We start from the raw sequence: 19,636 nt of genomic DNA, 5'->3' as shown, positions 1-19,636 counted from the left end.
ACTAAACATTTTCACTAATTTCACAATTTTTTAGTTAATGATGTTCCACTCTTTTAAAATGCGATGTAATTGGGCTTTTGTCTCAGCAATTGTGCCATCATTATAAATAACTTTATCAGCTAATGTTATTTTCTCCGCTAAAGACATTTGGGAATCAATACGCGCTTTTGCTTCCTCTTCTATAAAGCCATTCCGCTTCATTAAACGTTCTAACTGCGTACTAGGTGCTACAGCTACAACTAAAATTTGATCAACAAGTGAAGTTAGCTTACTTTCAAATAAAAGCGGAATATCTAGTACAACCGCTTGCATGCCTTCCTTTATGTACATGTCCTTCTGCACATTCATTTCTTTGCGGACAGCTGGATGAACAATTTTATTTAAGCGCAATCGTTTTTCTTCATTATGAAATACAATACTCCCAAGCTTCGGACGATCAAGTTCGCCATCTGCTTGTAATATTTCTTCACCGAATACGTCTACAATTTCTTTATATGCTTCTTTACCTTGTTCTACAACTTCTCTTGCAATAATATCCGCGTCAATTACAGGTATGTGCAGCTCACAAAACATTTGTGAAACAGTACTTTTTCCGCTTGCAATACCTCCTGTTAAACCTATAACAATTGTCATTCTATTTCCTCCTCACAAATAGAAGCGTGAAACTTATGTTTCACGCTCCCACTTACATTTTCCAAATTCCAATAATAATAAGTAAAATCCCAGGTAAGAACGTAAATTTTTGTAACCATCGCATATTCGATAAAACCGTTCCTATCCTCATTCCGATAAATAAAAACAGAGAACTCATAACGGCAACTAACACTGCCATCATGGCGGGTGTATATCCTAGTAAGGATGCACCAATCCCTGCTCCAAACGAGTCTACTGAAAGAGCGATACCTAAAAGCAAGGCTTCTCCACCAGAAATCGTGCCTGATTTATCAAAATCGGCAACAGTCGGTTTCCGTAAAATTTGAATGACTAACCCAAGCGAAGCAATTTCTAACTTCCAAACTTTCTCTTCTTGCTGCGGTTCGTCTTTTTTATCACTCCGAAAAAACTGATACAACACCCACGCTCCAATAGCCACTAAAACGATTCCGCCAATGCGCGTTGCAATCACTGGAGAAAACACCTTAGCAATCATATGTCCAATTCCCATCGACACAAGCATAACAGCCGCTGAACACATTCCAATGATGAGTATCGATTTTAACGGAATCCGTACGCTCCGCAAACCATAAGTAAGCCCTACACTACAGCTATCCAAACTTAATGTAAAAGCTAATAAAATAAGAGAGAAATAATGATACATCGGTAAGCTCCTTCCCTATACATAGCTTTGCTGTATGTATATGACAAATGCCTATCCGATGTTATTAGAAAACAATATCTTTCTTAGCTTTTTGGCTGGCACATAGGACAATAATGCGTTCCTCGTCCACCAACAACTGTCTTTTCAATCACATTTCCACAAGTTACGCATGGTTCACCTTTTCTTCCATACACATTTAGAAGCTCTTGGAACGAGCCAATTTGTCCTTGCGAATTGATATACGTTCTGATTGTACTTCCACCGCGCTCAACAGCCTCCGCTAATGTTGCAACGGTCGCCGCATGAATCTTTTCTATTTCAGCTTTCGTTAAAGATGAAGCTTCTCGTTCCGGGTGAATCCCGGAACGGAATAAAACTTCATCTACATATATATTACCAAGCCCGACTAAAAGACGTTGATCGAGCAATACAACTTTTATTTTACGGTTTGTCTTTTGCAATCTTTCTTGCAAATACCCTACTGTCAGTTCAGCGTCAAATGGCTCCGGCCCTAAATCAGCAAGTGGCATTTGGTCAAATTCTTCACCTTTTTTAAAGAGATGCATCGTGCCGAACTTTCTTACATCTTTATAGTGTAACTCTGTACCATCTGTAAACTGGAAACGCACATGCGTATGTTTATCTACCGGCTCATCATCTTTATGAAGCAAATATTTCCCTTCCATACGCAAATGTGAAACAATAACATACTTTGTTACATATAGAAGTAGAAACTTACCTCTTCGCTCAATCCGTTCAATCTTTTCACCTCGTAACATTTCTTTAAAGAGCTCTGCGTCATCTGGTCGCTTTACTAATTTTGGATATGTTACGATCACATCTTGAATTGTTTTTCCCGTTACAAGGTTTTCAAGTGTCCTTCTAACATTTTCAACCTCTGGTAGTTCAGGCATTCAATCACTTCCTTATTTTGCGTCATACCAAGTTGGACCAGAAGAATAATCAACTTTTAGAGGAACAGCAAGTTCAATCGCATGCTCCATCACTTCAGGTACAAGCTTTTCTAATTTTTCTACTTCTTCTTTTGGCACTTCAAAGATCAATTCATCGTGCACTTGCAGAAGAAGACGCGCTTGTAAGCCTTCTTCTTCTAAGCGATCCGCCATAATAATCATCGCTTTTTTAATAATATCTGCCGCACTACCTTGAATTGGTGTATTCATCGCAGTACGCTCCGCAAAGCTGCGCAAATTAAAATTACGACTCGTAATTTCCGGAATATAACGGCGACGATTTAATAATGTAGAAACGTATCCTTTTTGCTTCGCTTCTTGTACAATCTCATCCATATATTCTTTTACACCAGGGAAGCTCGCGAAATACTTTTCAATAAATTCCCCTGCTGCTTTTCGTGTGATTCCTAAGTTTTGTGAAAGCCCATAGTCACTAATACCATAAACAATTCCGAAGTTAACCGCTTTTGCTTGACGTCTCATATTCGATGTTACTTCATCTTTTCCAACCCCAAACACGTCCATTGCAGTTTTCGTATGAATATCCATATCATGCTGGAACGCTTCTACTAACCCTTTGTCTTTTGCAATATGCGCCAAGACACGCAGTTCAATTTGTGAATAATCGGCTGCATACATAATCCAACCTTCTTTTGAAGGAATGAACGCCTGACGAATCTTTCTTCCTTCTTCTAAACGGATCGGGATATTTTGCAAGTTTGGTTCTGTAGAACTTAATCGGCCCGTTTGCGTTAACACTTGATTAAAACGAGTATGAATTTTAGATGAATCTTCATGAACAACTTTTAATAATCCTTCAATATATGTCGAATTTAATTTTCCTAATTGACGATAGTGTAAAATTTTAGGAATAATTTCATGATGCTCCATTAACTTGTCCAGCACATCAGCTGACGTAGAATATCCTGTTTTCGTCTTTTTAATAACCGGTAGATTTAAATTCTCAAATAGAACCACGCCGAGCTGCTTTGGAGAATTAATATTAAATTCCGTTCCTGCAAGCTCATAAATTTCTTGTTCCATTTCCTTAAGCCTTCCAGCAAGCTCATCTCCCATACTACGTAAGCGCTCTGTATCAACCGTAACACCTTTCACTTCCATTTCAGCTAACACACGAGCAAGCGGCATTTCAAGCTCAGTAAATAGTTCATATTGTTCATTTTTTTGTAGTTCTTCTACAAATGTTTTTTGCACATCGTATAATACATGTACTTTTCGAGCTACGTGCTCCGCAACTATATCTTGCGCAGGAACCGCACGTTTTGCACCTTTTCCATACACTTCTTCATCAGATTTAACAGCATGCGTTTCTTTCATTTTCGCTACAGCACGGAAATCTTTGTCTGTATCTGCTGGATCAAGTAAATAAGCGGCAATTAGTAAATCAAAGTCAATCCCTTGAATCTCTATACCTTTCCACTTAAGTGCAACAATGGCACGTTTCGCATCAAACGTATACTTTCTCATTTCATCATCTGCAAGCCACTTCTTAAAAGCTTCAGATTTTAGCGCAACATCGCTCGGAATGAAATAACAGCCATTTTCATTTTGAATACCGAACCCTTGAATGTCAGCTTTATGATAATTGTCTTCTTGTACTTCCACAATAATTGCACTATCTTGCTGCAGCATTTCCTCTGTCACTTCTTCTACAATATCAAATGAAATATCATCTAATTCAGCTGGAGCTGTTTCTTCAGGAGTCGCACCGAGCTTATTTAATAGCGAAGTAAATCCTAAATTCTCGAACATTGGAATGACGTCACTTGCTTCATATCCTTTATATTCGATATCATCTACATGCACTGTAATTGGTGCATCGGTAATAATTGTGGCAAGCTCTTTACTCATAAACGCTTGCTCTTTATTCATCTCTAGCTTTTCTTTTAATTTTTTTCCGCTCACCTTGTCTAAGTTCTCATATACTGCTTCTACTGTTTCAAATTGCGTTAACAATTTGATTGCTGTCTTCTCACCAACTCCCGGTACACCTGGGATGTTATCAGATTGATCTCCCATTAAACCTTTCATATCAATAATTTGCTTTGGTGATAAATTATATTTTTCGAATAACGCTTCTTTCGTATATTCATCTACTTCTGTAATCCCTTTACGCGGAATACATACAAGCGTGGTATCAGAAACAAGCTGCAGTAAATCTTTATCTCCAGAAATAACTTTTACGTGAGCACCTTGTTCGTTCGCTTCTTTCGCTAGTGTGCCCATAATGTCATCTGCTTCATAGTTCTCTAACTCATAGCGTGGTACGTGAAACGCATCTAACAGTTCACGAATAAATGGGAATTGCTCTGATAGCTCAGGTGGCGTTTTTTGACGACCTCCTTTATATTCGCTAAATGTTTTGTGACGAAATGTTGTTTTACCCGCATCAAACGCAACCAGCATATGCGTTGGTTTTTCTTCTTCTAATATTCTCATTAACATCATCGTAAAACCATAAATTGCGTTCGTATGTATACCTTTGTCGTTATTTAAAAGCGGCAGTGCAAAGAAAGCACGATACGCGATATTATTTCCATCGACTAATACGACCTTTTTTTCCAAATTAGAAACCTCCCCATACAAATTTAAAACGATTTATATATAAATCCAAATTGAAAAACCGACATAAACCCTTTCTTTTTAGGAGGTGGAGAACACCCAGCCATGCATAGAAGCGGTCACCCCATGCCAAGTTAAAACAAAAAGAGAAAACGAGCGCAGGTCACCTTTTGTTCTTCATAGCAGTGACTTATATATTGAAAAATCAAAATGGATTTATATAGAAAGAAAAAACCGTCTTTTCCTTCTCTCTATATTAACACGACTAAGAGAGAGAAGAAAAATAACGGTTTTTCCTACTACATATATTTAATGTAAAATGGAGATGCTGTCACAATATCTCATGAATTAAAATAACCTTATCGTATTGATATAACACTTTGATATAAGTTACATAGAGATATTTCAAAAACAAAGATATTATAGTTTCACAAAAAGGGAAGTGACGAGAATAGAGCACCTATTCTCGTCCAAAATTACTCCTTGGATGAAGGGGTTTTCATGTATTATATTAACAGGACTTTATTAATATTTAATGAAGCTATTGTTAATATAATGTAAATATATCCCGTTCAAACGTTTACTATATAAATCCAAATTAAGAAACCGACATAAACCCTTTCTTTTTAGGCGAGAGAGAGCATCCGGCCATGCATAGAAACGGTCAGACCCTCTTCCTGCTCCATGCCAAGTTAAAGCAGAGAGAAAAAACGAGTGTAGGTCACCTTTTTCATATCAACGACTTATATATCGAAAAATCAAAATGGATTTATATAGCTCTCATCCAATAAAGTGAAACTTTAATCAGTGGTTTTTTCCATACCCACTGATTATTAGCCCTCACCAATCGGACTTTTACGGACAGCCCGACCCCCACCTAACTTCTTTTCCTTTGCTGAATTTTCAGGTGGGGGTCTTACTGCCCGCGAATAGTGGGATAAAGGTTTCACATTACCATTACTTCTCCAAATCCGATTTCGGTAAAGCAACTGTAAATGTTGTTCCTTCTCCTACTTCACTCTCTACAGTAACTGTCCCATGATGCGCTTCTACTAAATGTTTTACAATCGATAACCCAAGGCCTGTACCGCCTGTATTTCGACTTCTCGCTTTATCTACGCGATAAAAACGTTCAAAAATACGTGGGATTTCTTCTTTACTAATTCCGATCCCTGTATCAGATACTTTTATATAGGCGTTATGTTCATCTTCTAACAACTTTACAGAAACTGTACCGCCAGCTGGTGTGTATACAATTGCATTATTAACTAAATTGATAAAGATTTGTTTTAATCGACTTGGATCCCCTATCACTGAAGCACGTCTCAATACATCAACTTGTAAGGAAATTTCTTTATCTTGTGATTTATTCTCTAGCACCATTTTGATTTCTTCAAGCAATTCCTTCATCTCAACAGTACCCATATTTAACTTAAATCCTTGTTGTTCAATCTTTGATAGATCCAATAAGTCTTCGATTAAGCCTTGCATACGCTCGCTTTCCTTTAAAATAATGTTCAGGAAATGCTCGCAAAACTGCTGATTTTCCATCGCACCATCAAGCAACGTTTCAGAAAACCCTTTAATAGAAGTAATTGGCGTCTTTAGTTCATGTGAAACGTTCGCTAAAAAGTCTTTTCGCATTTGCTCTAGTTTCTTTAGCTCTGTTATATCGTGGAATACGAGAACAATCCCTTTCCATTCATGATTTGTCCCAATAATTGGTGCGCCATATACTTCAAAGTGCTTTCTTTCAATACCAAGTGGCAGCAACATTTGCTTTCGCACTTTCACTTCTGTCATAAAAATTTCTTCCACAAGTTCAATGATTTCTGCATGAAAAAACGCTTCATAATACAAACGATCTAAATACTCTTCATCCGTTACATGAAATATTTCTTTATACGAACGGTTTACAAGACTTATATAACCGCGGCTATCAATTAAGATCATACCGCTTCCCATATTTTCAATCAGTGTATGTAAACGATCTTGTTGCATTTCTTGCTCTAGCGTCATTTCTTGTAAATTACGCGCTAAAATATTGATCGCCTTACTTAACATCCCCGTTTCATCTGAATGACTTTCATAAGCACGTGCCTTATAATTCCCCTTCGCTAATTCAATCGCTACTTTCGTAACAGACTCTATTGGACGAATATATTGACCTGTAATTTTCACACCAAGAAAAACAACAACAAGACAAGCAATCACAAACCCTACAATGAGTAATCCCCACGTTTTTTGATGAACATCTTTCAAAGGAGCAATTGTACTTTTTATAATGATGTACCCTTGCTTCCCCTCTGCATCTTGAACAAACACCGCATGATGGAATACATTTTTATCATCTGTTTCCTTCGTAATCACTCTATTTTTTTGTTTTGCTGTTTCAGAGGAAAGTTCCTCAATTGTCGCTTGGTCGAATATAGGTTGCTTACCTTTACTATATTTGACTTTCTTCTCTTCATCAGTAAATATAACCGAAACCGGCACTTGTTCTTCTAATTTTTCAAATACGTTTGGCGCTTTTAGAACATGATCAATACCTTCTGCCTCTACTAATGAAGCAACATATCTTGCCTCTTTTACCGTTCTGTCTTTCGCATGATCGATGTAGTAATTCTCAAACACCGTTTCCAAAAGTACTCCTAGTCCAACTAAAATAAGAATAATAAGAGAAACAAATGTAAAGAGAAGCCTCGAGCGAAATTTATTCATCCCCCTTTGGCTCCTCTAATTTATAACCTAATCCACGAATTGTTTTAATGTACGCTGGTTTTTTCGTATTCTTTTCAATTTTATCCCGCAAATGACTAATATGAACATCGACGATTCTTGTATCGCCGGCAAAATCATAATTCCATACAGCACTTAGTAACTGATCACGTGTTAATACACGACCCTTATTCCTTGCTAAATATACAAGTAACTCAAATTCTTTTGGCGTTAGTTCTAGCTTTTCTCCTTGGAAATACGCCTCATAAAATTCAGGTAAAATTCTTAAATCAAAGATATTGATACTATTTTCATCCTGTACTTCTGAAACTGGTTCATCTTGCAATTTCGTACGACGTAAAATCGCCTTCACACGTGCAACAACTTCCCTTGGGCTAAATGGCTTTGTCATATAATCATCTGCCCCAAGCTCAAGACCTAACACTTTATCAAACTCATCATCTTTCGCTGTTAGCATTAAAATAGGTGTCATAATACGCTGCAAACGCAATTCTTTACACACTTCCATACCATCCATTTTTGGAAGCATTAAATCTAATATAATCAGATCTGGACGTTCCGTTGTTGCTTTATGAAGCGCAACTTCACCATCCATCGCTGTTATCACTTCAAATCCTGCTTGCTGCAAATTGAATTCAATTAAAGTTAAAATAAACTCCTCATCATCAACAACTAAAATTCGATTGCTCATTCTCTTCCTCCAAGTTATAGACTTGAAACCTTCTTCATCCTAGTATTTCCCCACTATTCCCATCATACTAGAAAACAATTCTCCTCTCAATAGAATTGTCCATTCACTAAGTTTGATTGTGCTATAGTTATATAGGAAAATATATCTAATAGAAAGCGATGGTACATATTCATGTTTAAAGCAGCTGTTATTTTCATTCTTGCCGGACTAGCTGAAATTGGTGGTGGATATCTCATCTGGAAATGGATACGGGAAGGTGGTTCCATCTGGTTCGGTCTAATGGGAGGAATCATTTTATGTTTATATGGTGTAATTGCCACATTCCAAGTATTTTCTAGCTTCGGACGTGTATACGCAGCTTATGGCGGTGTATTTATTCTCATGAGTTTATTATGGGGATGGATGGTTGATAAGAAAACACCTGATTTGTTCGATTGGGCTGGTGCAGCTGTTTGCCTTGTCGGTGTGTTTATTATTCTTTGGCCACGTGGCTAAAAACAGGTACCCATTTAACTTATATCTCCTTAAAATGTAATAATCAATATAATTAAATTTTAATATAAAGATTAAACTGTTAAGGAGCGGATTCAAAATGAATCGTAAAAATTGGGTATTATCTGGCTTCGCTTTATTATTTATAGTTGGTTTTACTGCCGGCTTTTCAAACTGGGAAACATTACAAACTGACATCTCTGATTTCTCAGAAGGGTTTGCAGAAGGTTTTTTCAGTTAAGTTATACTTACATTCGATCCTATAAAGTGAAACTTTAATCAGTGGGGTTTTTTTCATCCCCCACTGATTATTAGTTGAACGAATCGGGCTTTTACGGACAGTTCATCTCCCACCTAACTTCTTTGCTTTCGCTGAATTTTGAGGTGGGAGTGTTACTGTCCGTTAATGCGGGATAAAAAAATAGTGCTAACCTAGCATATAATAGGTTAGCACTATTTTTCATTACACTCTTACTAACTCATTATTAAAAATTATCCAACGCTTTTTCTAAAATAGAAGCTGATTTGTAAGGCGGCGCTACTGTTAGTACACCTTTCACAACCACTTCTTCTTTTTCATCATAAGCGAATACACGCATATCAATCGTATGCTCTTCCCCCACAACTGCTACAACTTCAAAATGAATTTGCAAAGTTTCATAATGATGTACAGGCTTCACAAAAGTCAGGTCCTTCCTAACAACATGACTGCCTGGACCTGGTAAATATTTCGTAACTGCCGTTGTAATCATACCCGTTAACATAATGCTTGGTACAATTGGTTTTTCATACGGAGTTTGGGATGCGTAATCATGCTGAATATATAATGGATTTGAATCATTTGTTAATCCTAAATACAATAACAGATCTTTATCCTCAATTTTTTCAGTGATAGATAACTTTTCTCCTACTGTAATCTCATCCATTCGACGACCAATTTGAATTTTTTTCTTTAACATGTTACAATCCCCCTCCAATTTTTATTTTATTATCCTACCAAAAGCAATATATTATCCGAAGCGCTACTATAATGAGGGCAATGTATATTATAAGTCTATGTTCCCATTGTAGGACACAATTAATGATAGCGTTTTCATATTATTTTAAAAAAATAATCCTCTAAATAGTAGAAAAAGATTCGGGGCCCCGAATCTTTTTCTAACATATATTTTGTATTAAACAAGAACTTTCATAACGTTACGTACAGATTCTACTGAACGATCTAACGCTTCTTTTTCTTCTTCACGAAGTTCTAATTCAATAATTTTTTCAATTCCGTTACCACCTAGAATTACTGGTACACCTAGGTAAAGGTCGCTATAGCCATATTCACCTTCAAGGTATGCGATAGCTGGTAATACACGGCGTTGATCTTTTAAAATCGCTTCAGTCATTTCAACTAAAGAAGCAGCTGGCGCGTAGTATGCACTACCGTTTCCTAGTAAACTTACAATTTCGCCGCCGCCTTTACGCGTACGTTCTATGATTGCTTCTAAGCGTTCTGCAGGAATTAATGTTTCTAATGGAATACCGCCTGCGTAAGAATAACGTACAAGAGGCACCATGTCATCACCGTGGCCACCAAGAACGAATCCTGTAATGTCTTTAACAGAAAGATTTAATTCTTGTGCGATGAATGTACGGAAACGAGCTGTATCTAATACACCAGATTGACCGATAACACGCTCTTTCGGGAATCCAGCTTCTTTAAATACAGAATATGTCATTGCATCAACTGGATTTGTTAACACAACAATAATTGCGTTTGGTGAATGTTTTGCGATATCTTTCGTAATACTTTTCATAATTTTAGAGTTTGTTGCTACTAAATCATCACGGCTCATACCTGGTTTACGTGCAATTCCTGCTGTAATAACAACAACGTCAGAATCAGCAGTATCTACGTAATCAGATGTGCCGATAATGTTAGCATCAAAACCTTGTACAGGGCTTGCTTCTAACATATCTAACGCTTTCCCTTTTGTTGGATTCTCCAGTTGTGGAATGTCCACTAATACAACATCTGCAAGCTCTTTTTGAGCTAATAAAAACGCTGTTGTTGCTCCGGTAAATCCTGCACCGATGACTGATACTTTTTTGCGTTTGATTGTCATACTTTCTCCCCCACTCTGAATTATGCGTTTTTGATTACTGCTAAGTCCATATTGTTAATAAGGGCATCAGCAAATTCGGAACATTTCACTTCAGTTGCGCCATCCATAAGACGTGCGAAGTCATATGTTACCACTTTTGAAGCAATTGTTTTTTCTACTGAAGCAGTTACTAATTTCGCAGCTTCATTCCATCCTAAATGCTCTAATAATAATACTCCTGAAAGAAGAACAGAAGATGGATTCACTTTATCTAAACCTGCATATTTTGGAGCTGTACCATGTGTCGCTTCAAAAATAGCATGTCCAGTAACATAGTTAATGTTTGCACCAGGTGCAATACCAATGCCACCTACTTGTGCTGCAAGTGCATCAGAAATATAATCGCCATTTAAGTTCATTGTTGCAACAACATCAAACTCACGCGGACGTGTTAAAATTTGTTGTAAGAAGATATCCGCAATAGAATCTTTAACAATGATTTTACCAGCTGCTTCAGCCTCTGTCATCGCTTTATTCGCTGCATCTTTACCATCTTTTTCAACAATACGGTCATATTCAGCCCAAGTGAATACTTTATCGCCGAATTCTTGTTCCGCAACTTCATAACCCCAGTTTTTGAAAGCACCTTCTGTAAATTTCATAATGTTTCCTTTATGAACTAATGTAACAGAAGAGCGTTTTTCGTTAATTGCATATTGAATTGCAGCACGAACAAGACGCTTTGTTCCTTCTTCTGAAATTGGTTTAATACCAATTCCTGATGTTTCTGGGAAGCGAATTTTGTTTACACCCATTGTTTCTTTTAAGAACTCAAGCACTTTTTGTGCTTCTGGAGATCCTTGTGCATATTCAATACCAGCATAAATGTCTTCTGTATTTTCACGGAAAATCACCATATCAGTATCTTCCGGACGTTTTACAGGTGAAGGAACACCTTCAAAATAACGAACTGGACGTAAACATACATATAAGTCTAACTCTTGACGAAGCGCTACGTTTAGAGAACGAATGCCGCCACCAACAGGCGTTGTAAGTGGGCCTTTAATCGCGATTAAATATTCGCGAATTTCATTTAACGTCTCTTCTGGTAACCATTCGCCTGTTTGGTTGAATGCTTTTTCCCCTGCAAGCACTTCTTTCCAAACGATTTTCTTCTCACCATCATAAGCTTTTTCAACAGCTGCTTCTAATACACGAGATGCTGCCGCCCAAATATCTGGTCCAATTCCATCACCTTCAATAAAAGGAATAATTGGATTGTTTGGTACATTCATAACACCATTCGTTACAGTAATTTTTTCTCCTGTCGTCACTGTGATAACCCCCATGTTTGAAATTTCATATGTGTGAAACTGAGGGAATAAACCCCTCAGTTCAAACCGTTAGTCAAATTAAAATATTCCAATCATTACATCTTTGCAAAAAAATCAGATTTTTGAAAGCGTATTTTCACTATCTAAATAGTGTTTTTAACTTATCGTTGTGCTAATGGAACATAGCGTTGATGCGTTGGTCCATTATAATCAGCACGCGGACGAATTAAGCGGTTATTTTCATATTGTTCTAGAATATGAGCTAACCAACCTGACATACGACTGATCGCAAAGATTGGTGTAAATAAATCATGATCAATTCCTAAACAATGGTAAACAGAAGCAGAATAGAAATCGACATTTGGTGGAAGACCTTTTTCTTTTGTAACAATGTCTTCGATTTTGATAGACATATTATACCATTTTTCTTCCCCTAAAAGCACGCATAATTTCTTAGACATTTCACGTAAATGTTTCGCGCGAGGATCACCGTGCTCATATACGCGATGGCCAAATCCCATAATTTTCACCTTATTTTGAAGTGCGTTATGAATATAGGATTCTACATTTTCTTCTTCGCCAATTTCTTTTAACATCTTCATTACATTTTCATTCGCTCCGCCGTGAAGAGGTCCTTTTAAAGCACCAATCGCTGCTGTAATACCAGAATATACGTCTGAAAGTGTAGCAACGCAAACGCGAGCTGTAAATGTAGAAGCATTTAATTCATGATCCGCATGAAGTACAAGAGCTTTATCAAAAGCTTCAATTTCCACTTCATTTGGTTCGCGGTTATTTAACATATAAATAAAGTTTGCAGCTAATGATAAATCTTTTCGTGGCTCAACCACTTCTAAACCTTTACGAATTCTTGCATACGCTGCAACAAGAGTCCCTACTTGAGCCTGTAATTTAACCGCTTTCAAATAATTAGACTTCTCATCCATTAATTCAGCGCTCTCATCGTATAATGATAACATGGAAATCGCAGTTCGTAAAACAGACATCGGATGTGCAATCTTTAAATCTACTTGTTTTAAATATGATAAAATCTCACTTGGAACTTTAGAATATTCAGATAGAGTTTCTTTTAACTCATTTAATTCCTCTTCATTAGGAAGTTTACGGTGCCATAATAAATATACCACTTCTTCAAACGTAGCATTTTCCGCTAAATCATCAATATTATACCCAACATACGTTAATGTATCATCAATAATAGAACTTACGGATGATGTTGTTGCTACTACCCCTTCTAATCCTCGAATAACAGTCATGACATTCTCTCCTTTTCCTGAAAATTCTCCCAACCTTGCTCCCTTATATCTGTTTGCTTCCCTTCTAAATTATGAACGCCCGTTCACTCTTTAGGCAAGCAAAATGCACGATCATGCAAATTTGTTGTGATGTTCCCATCTCGTTGTTCCATTGCTTTATCAAAGCATGAGCGTGAGTTTCTCTCCGAATCCTCACGCTTAGAACAATAGATGGTGAGGAAAACTAGTTTCGAAGAGTTTATGATAAAAACAACATAAAACAATGTCAGCAGAAAATTATTTTATGTTGTTTTTATTTTATCTGGTGTAAGTCTTCGTTGCTATGTAGCCTTTACATGTTTTCTAATTCTATTATAAACAATTATCTGACTTTTGTGAATGGAAAGAATTCAAAAATTTTATATTACTATAAAATTCTTCACTTAAACATCTGTATAATGTTCATCACAGCATAGGCAATTCCAGCTCCAATTAATGGTCCTACAGCAACTCCATTAAATAATGCAACTGCAATAATTGTTCCAAATACAAGCGCAGTTGTAATATGAGGATCGTTCGTTAATAACTGCACACCACCCTTTGCTAACAAAGCAACCGCTATCCCTGAAGCGAGCGCAATCCATGCATAATATGATTTAGCTGCTTCACCAAGCTGCTTAAATCCAATTTCACCCGTAGCGATCGGAACAAGAACCGCAATTGTAATAACCGTTACACCAAGATTAATTCCTTTTGTTTGTAAATATGGAAGGATTTTTTCTCCTAGAAACGTCCACTTTAATAAAAATAAAACGCCAACTGCTACAGTGAGCGATTGATTTTTAGCAATAAGTCCAATAATAAGTAGTATGAATAAAAATAACGTTGATTGACTAATCATGATTACACTTCCTTTCTGAAAATAATGAACCTGTTTACAAAGTAAATCGCTGTTAAACATATCGTTATACACGATATAGGCAAGAGTATTCATCAATCAATATAGATGATACAGCAGACCTTAAACGCTCTAAACAAGACCAAAATAAGTTGTTTTTATATTTACCGAGAAAGAAAAGCACACTTCTTTCTTTTCTTATAAGAAACCAGTAAAATAAAAAGTAGGTAAAGTGAGGCTCTCGTCAATCAGTACAGAGAAAACATTTACTATTGATTAGCCTTCACCGTCAAGCTTTTACGCGCCGATCACTTCACACCTTGAAGTAATTCATACTGCCCGCGAATAGCAGGATAAATCCATCATTCCACTATAACATAAATACAATTTGGAATGGGAGGTAAGCACCTTTGAATCGAAACTCACTGTATATCGTATTGCGACTTATATTTGTCATTTTAGCAATAACAATTGGGTTTTATGCGATTTTGTATGTTTCAGGTCTTATATACCCTTTTATCATCGCATTAGCTTTTGCTTATTTGATTAATCCAGTCGTAAATTTTCTCAATCAAAAACTACAGTTCCCTCGTGCCTTAGCGGTACTCGTCAGCTTAATTCTCGTGTTCGGTGCCATCGTCGGACTTGTTACATATCTTGTGACAGAAGCGATTTCCGCCACAACTTACTTACTACAAATCGTCACAGAGAAGTTTCCAGCAATTGTACAGTATGCACAGCAATTTGCACTCAATAATATTATGCCTTTATATGATGATTTAATTTCTAAATTTAATCACCTTGGTGAATCACAACAATATACAATTACACAAAACATTCAAAATCTAGGAACGGAAGCAACAAAACAAATGAAAGAGCTGTTAACCGCCATTATAAGTGGATTAACAAATTTCATCAGTGCACTCCCAACAACTTTAACAGTCCTCGTCTTCGTCTTATTAGCGACTTTCTTTATTAGTTTTGATTGGCATACACTCGCTCACAAAGTAAAGCGATTACTTCCAAATCGCATACACGGATACGGAAAGACTATTTTTGTTGATTTACGAAAAGCATTATTTGGATTTATAAAAGCACAACTCACACTTGTATCTATGACTACCGTCATCGTACTAATTGGACTATTAATTTTGCGCGTACCATACGCCATCACAATCGCAATCATTACAGGAATTGTAGACTTACTTCCTTATTTAGGAACGGGAGCAGTCTTTGTTCCTTGGGTTATATATGTATTTTTCACAGGGGACACAGCTTTCGCAATTGGTCTACTTATTTTATATATTGTTGTCATTGTTCAAAGACAAATCATGGAACCGAAAGTGTTATCATCCAACATCGGACTCGATCCATTACCAACACTTATTGCGTTATTCGTTGGGTTTAAGCTATACGGTTTCTTAGGATTAATCATTGGCCCAGTCACATTAGTATTATTAAACACATTGCACAAAGCTCATGTATTTCATGATTTATGGAAGTTTATTAAAGGCACACCATTAAAATAAATTTTCCACAATAGTCGTTGTTCGCAATAAAATAAACAAGGGAATTTCCTATAATAAATGGGGGATTCCCTTGTTTTTTGCATAAAATAATACGACCGAGAATACATTTGTATTTTTATTCTATTTTAAACATAAATATCAATCCCTTTTCTTCCTTTTTCTACAAATGAATAAATATACATTTTATATTTCGACAAAAAAATAACACTTACAACATTTCTGTTTCAAGTGTTATTTTTGTACAATAATTGTCGTGTTTCTTCTTATTTTCCGCTCTAACCATTTAATCATCATGAACTTAAACGGCTGTCGTGTTACCGAAAATATAAAAATAAACCCGATTACATCCGTCACATACCCTGGTGTCAAAAGAAGAAGTCCACCTATAAAAACAAAAATACCATCTAATACAGCATCTCCTGGCATTTCACCTCTATTTAACCGAAATTGAATCTCCTTTAATACTATAAGCCCTTGTCGTTTTGCTAAATAAGCGCCAAGTACACCTGTAAACACGATCATAGCAAACGTCGACCACATACCAATTAAATGACTAGATCCAATTAATACTGTTATTTCAACAGCAGGAATTAAAATTAAAAGAAAAAGAAGCCACTTCATTCCCTCATCCTCCTTCATCACACTATTTACAGGAAGCAAGATACTCACGCTACCCTAACAACAGCCTAATTAGACTCTCTCGATCTCCTCATGCCCTCAAAACAACCCACAAAACATCAAACAAAAAATGAAATCCCTTTCCCACTACCGAAGATTTCTTTTTTCAGAATGGTTTTTGTATTTAAATTAAAAAAAGAGAAGGACTCCGATCCTTCTCTCCATATTACTTCTTATAGCACTTCCGCATGTCCATTATAAACAATTCCGCGCGCCGCATCAACTGTTACTTCTTGGCCATTTTTTAAAGTCGTTGTCACACCGTTTACCCCAACGATAACCGGGATACCGATTGATACACCTACAACAGCCGCATGGCTTGTTAAGCCACCTTCTTCTACAACTAGAGCTGCAGCTTTTTCAATTGCAGGAATCATATCTTTATCAGTGCTTGTTGTAACAAGGATGTCACCTTTCGTTACGTTCGCTACAGCTTCTGCAGCTGTTTTCGCTACAACTACTTTACCTTTTGCAGCTTTGCGACCAATCCCTTGTCCTTTAGCGATTTCTTCACCAACAACATGGATTTTCATTAAGTTTGTTGTACCAGTTTCAGCAACTGGTACACCAGCAGTAATTACAACTGTATCTCCAAGTCCGATTAGACCTGCATCCATAACTGTTTGAATTGCAGTATCTAACATTTCATCAGTAGATGCTGCACGTTTTCCAGCCATAAACGCTTCTACACCCCAAACAAGCGCAAGACGACGGCCCACTTGCTCGTCAGATGTTACAGCTACGATTGGAGATTTTGGACGATATTTAGAGATCATTTTTGCAGTATATCCACTTTCTGTTGGAGCTACGATTGCAGCTACATCAAGAGCAAGCGCTGTGTGTGCAACAGATTGACTAATTGCATCTGTAATTGTTGGAGTGAACTCTTTAATACGCTTTTTGAACATATCTTCGTATTGCAATGATTTTTCAACACGTACTGCGATGTTCGCCATCATTGTTACTGCTTCTACTGGGTATTGTCCCGCTGCAGTTTCACCAGAAAGCATGATTGCATCTGTACCATCAAAGATTGCGTTCGCTACGTCACTTGCTTCCGCACGAGTTGGACGTGGGTTACGTTGCATAGAATCTAACATTTGTGTTGCAGTAATAACCGGTTTACCTAATACGTTACATTTTTTGATTAGACGTTTTTGTACTAGCGGCACTTCTTCTGGTGGAATTTCTACACCCATGTCACCACGAGCTACCATTAAACCGTCAGAAACTTCTAAGATAGAATCGATGTTATCGATACCTTCTTGGTTTTCAATTTTTGGTACGATTTGAATGAATTGTGCATTATGCGCTTCTAACAATTCACGGATTTCTAACACGTCAGCTGCTTTACGAACGAAAGATGCCGCGATGAAATCAACTTTTTGCTCGATACCAAAGACGATATCTTGTACGTCTTTTTCAGTGATACCAGGAAGCTTAATGCTTACGTTTGGTACGTTAACACCTTTTTTATTTTTCACAGTTCCGCTGTTCAATACTTTTGTACGGATGTTTCCGTCAGCTTTCTCGATTACTTCTAGTTCGATAAGGCCGTCATCGATTAGAATACGAGAACCTGAGTCTACATCCTCATAAAGACCAGCATAAGATACAGAGAACTTCTCTGCAGTTCCTAATACTTGCTCAGTAGAGATAACTACTTCTGCACCTGTTACAAGCTCAGCTTGTCCGTCTACGAAGTCATGTGTACGGATTTCTGGACCTTTTGTATCAAGTAAGATCGCAACTGTTTTACCAGTTTTCTTTGAAGCTTCACGAATGTTTTTGATACGTGCTCCGTGCTCTTCATGGCTACCATGAGAGAAGTTTAAACGAGCAACGTTCATACCCGCTTCGATTAATTGCTCTAATTTCTCAATACTTTCACTAGCAGGACCTATAGTACATACAATTTTAGTTTTACGCATATTGCACCTCCGAAAATTATGAAACCGTTCCCAAATATTCGATATTACGCCAATTAGATGGATAATTCTTTAGATAATTGATACATATCTTTATCAATCGTATGCTTTTGAGCTAACGCTTCGATAATGTCATGATCAACAAGTTTGTTATTTTGGATACCAACGCAGCGTCCACCTCTACCCTCAATCAACAGTTCAACTGCTCTTGCGCCAAGACGGCTTGCTAATACACGATCTTGTGCACTTGGTGATCCACCACGTTGTACGTGACCTAATACAGTTACACGAGTATCAAAGTTTGTTGCTTCTTCAATGTGTTTACCAATCTCAATCGCGCTTCCAACACCTTCTGCTACAACGATAATACTATGTTTCTTTCCACGCTCACTACCACGTTTTAAACGAGCAATAACATCTTCCATGTCATACTCTTCTTCTGGAATCAAGATTGTTTCTGCGCCATCTGCTAAACCAGCCCATAATGCGATATCACCAGCGTGACGCCCCATTACTTCAATAACATATGTACGTTCATGAGATGTAGCTGTATCACGAATTTTATCAATTGCATCAATAACAGTGTTTAATGCTGTATCGAAACCAATTGTGAAGTCTGTCCCAGGAATATCATTATCAATTGTACCTGGTACACCGACACACGGGAATCCTTGCTCTGTTAATTTTTTAGCACCTTGGTAAGAACCGTCTCCACCAATAACAACAATTCCTTCAATGCCAAATTTCTTTAATTGCTCGATACCTTTTAGTCGTACTTCTGGGTCTTTAAACTCAGGACATCTTGCTGTATATAATTTTGTACCACCGCGGTGGATAATATCGCCAACAGAACCAAGTTCTAATTTTTCAATGTGACCAGAAATTAATCCAGCGTATCCATGGTAGATACCATATACTTCTACATCATGGAAAATCGCTTTACGAACAACTGCACGAATGGCAGCATTCATACCAGGTGAATCTCCACCACTTGTTAATACACCAATACGTTTCATTTGTACTCACCTCATAAAGATTATTTACCTTATAATAAAATAACATGAAGAAATATAAAAATACAATGGAGAAGATGTGTCTTTTCACAATAAAAACGTGCATTCGC

At 37.1% G+C, this 19,636-nt stretch carries 17 protein-coding genes; 3 read left to right on the top strand and 14 right to left on the bottom strand.

The window, feature by feature from the left end:
• Positions 1 to 30: 30 nt before the first annotated feature.
• From coaE to ACM6HU_RS23400, 6 genes are all read right to left on the bottom strand, one after another.
• On the bottom strand, positions 31 to 633 hold the full coding sequence (gene coaE / locus ACM6HU_RS23425; RefSeq protein WP_016116579.1) for a dephospho-CoA kinase: 603 nt from the start codon (positions 631 to 633) through the stop codon (positions 31 to 33).
• 52 nt (positions 634 to 685) lie between these two features.
• Complete coding sequence (gene ytaF / locus ACM6HU_RS23420; RefSeq protein ID WP_016116580.1) at positions 686 to 1,318, bottom strand: sporulation membrane protein YtaF; 633 nt, start codon at positions 1,316 to 1,318, stop codon at positions 686 to 688.
• An 83-nt stretch (positions 1,319 to 1,401) separates the two neighbouring features.
• Positions 1,402 to 2,232, bottom strand: coding sequence for a DNA-formamidopyrimidine glycosylase (gene mutM, locus ACM6HU_RS23415; protein ID WP_003200990.1), 831 nt, complete (start codon positions 2,230 to 2,232; stop codon positions 1,402 to 1,404).
• Between the two features lie 12 nt (positions 2,233 to 2,244).
• Entirely contained in the window at positions 2,245 to 4,878 is a 2,634-nt protein-coding gene (gene polA, locus ACM6HU_RS23410; RefSeq protein ID WP_016116581.1) for a DNA polymerase I, read from the bottom strand.
• Positions 4,879 to 5,832: 954 nt separating this feature from the next.
• Positions 5,833 to 7,596 carry a two-component system histidine kinase PnpS gene (pnpS, locus tag ACM6HU_RS23405; RefSeq protein WP_016116582.1) on the bottom strand — a complete coding sequence of 588 codons (1,764 nt, stop codon included), beginning with the start codon at positions 7,594 to 7,596 and terminating at the stop codon, positions 5,833 to 5,835.
• Positions 7,589 to 8,305: a response regulator transcription factor gene (locus ACM6HU_RS23400; RefSeq protein ID WP_016116583.1), complete on the bottom strand. Its 717-nt coding sequence runs from the start codon at positions 8,303 to 8,305 to the stop codon at positions 7,589 to 7,591. Before ACM6HU_RS23400 ends, pnpS begins: the two co-directional genes overlap by 8 nt.
• 171 nt (positions 8,306 to 8,476) lie before the next feature.
• On the opposite strand from ACM6HU_RS23400, the gene ACM6HU_RS23395 reads away from it, so the two are divergent.
• Entirely contained in the window at positions 8,477 to 8,800 is a 324-nt protein-coding gene (locus ACM6HU_RS23395) for a YnfA family protein (protein WP_003200983.1), read from the top strand.
• Positions 8,801 to 8,897: 97 nt separating this feature from the next.
• Positions 8,898 to 9,038, top strand: coding sequence for a hypothetical protein (locus ACM6HU_RS23390; RefSeq protein ID WP_170927927.1), 141 nt, complete (start codon positions 8,898 to 8,900; stop codon positions 9,036 to 9,038).
• Between the two features lie 244 nt (positions 9,039 to 9,282).
• Here the strand turns inward: ACM6HU_RS23390 and ACM6HU_RS23385 are convergent, their stop codons facing one another.
• From ACM6HU_RS23385 to ACM6HU_RS23365, 5 genes are all read right to left on the bottom strand, one after another.
• The gene (locus ACM6HU_RS23385) at positions 9,283 to 9,756 is read right to left on the bottom strand and encodes a MaoC/PaaZ C-terminal domain-containing protein (RefSeq protein WP_016116585.1); all 474 of its coding nucleotides are present in this window, start codon (positions 9,754 to 9,756) and stop codon (positions 9,283 to 9,285) included.
• 216 nt (positions 9,757 to 9,972) lie between these two features.
• Complete coding sequence (gene mdh / locus ACM6HU_RS23380; protein ID WP_016116586.1) at positions 9,973 to 10,911, bottom strand: malate dehydrogenase; 939 nt, start codon at positions 10,909 to 10,911, stop codon at positions 9,973 to 9,975.
• A 20-nt stretch (positions 10,912 to 10,931) separates the two neighbouring features.
• On the bottom strand, positions 10,932 to 12,224 hold the full coding sequence (icd, locus tag ACM6HU_RS23375) for an NADP-dependent isocitrate dehydrogenase (protein WP_016116587.1): 1,293 nt from the start codon (positions 12,222 to 12,224) through the stop codon (positions 10,932 to 10,934).
• Between the two features lie 161 nt (positions 12,225 to 12,385).
• The gene (citZ, locus tag ACM6HU_RS23370; protein WP_003200970.1) at positions 12,386 to 13,534 is read right to left on the bottom strand and encodes a citrate synthase; all 1,149 of its coding nucleotides are present in this window, start codon (positions 13,532 to 13,534) and stop codon (positions 12,386 to 12,388) included.
• Positions 13,535 to 13,919: 385 nt separating this feature from the next.
• The gene (locus tag ACM6HU_RS23365; RefSeq protein ID WP_003200968.1) at positions 13,920 to 14,381 is read right to left on the bottom strand and encodes a DUF441 domain-containing protein; all 462 of its coding nucleotides are present in this window, start codon (positions 14,379 to 14,381) and stop codon (positions 13,920 to 13,922) included.
• Between the two features lie 407 nt (positions 14,382 to 14,788).
• Here ACM6HU_RS23365 and ytvI point away from each other — a divergent pair, with 407 nt between their 5' ends.
• Positions 14,789 to 15,907, top strand: coding sequence for a sporulation integral membrane protein YtvI (ytvI, locus tag ACM6HU_RS23360; protein ID WP_016116588.1), 1,119 nt, complete (start codon positions 14,789 to 14,791; stop codon positions 15,905 to 15,907).
• Between the two features lie 231 nt (positions 15,908 to 16,138).
• Here the strand turns inward: ytvI and ACM6HU_RS23355 are convergent, their stop codons facing one another.
• The 3 genes from ACM6HU_RS23355 to pfkA all read right to left on the bottom strand — a co-directional run bounded on the left by ACM6HU_RS23355 (position 16,139) and on the right by pfkA (position 19,529).
• Complete coding sequence (locus tag ACM6HU_RS23355; RefSeq protein ID WP_016116589.1) at positions 16,139 to 16,528, bottom strand: FxsA family protein; 390 nt, start codon at positions 16,526 to 16,528, stop codon at positions 16,139 to 16,141.
• A 230-nt stretch (positions 16,529 to 16,758) separates the two neighbouring features.
• The gene (pyk, locus tag ACM6HU_RS23350) at positions 16,759 to 18,516 is read right to left on the bottom strand and encodes a pyruvate kinase (protein ID WP_016116590.1); all 1,758 of its coding nucleotides are present in this window, start codon (positions 18,514 to 18,516) and stop codon (positions 16,759 to 16,761) included.
• A gap of 53 nt (positions 18,517 to 18,569) precedes the next feature.
• Complete coding sequence (pfkA, locus tag ACM6HU_RS23345) at positions 18,570 to 19,529, bottom strand: 6-phosphofructokinase (RefSeq protein WP_016116591.1); 960 nt, start codon at positions 19,527 to 19,529, stop codon at positions 18,570 to 18,572.
• Positions 19,530 to 19,636: the final 107 nt, after the last annotated feature.

It is taken from the genome of Bacillus sp. IT-79MI2 (genome assembly GCF_949768135.1).
GTDB lineage: Bacteria > Bacillota > Bacilli > Bacillales > Bacillaceae_G > Bacillus_A > Bacillus_A pseudomycoides.
Note: the sequence above shows the minus strand (reverse complement) of the source record. Positions and strands in the feature narration are given on the sequence as shown.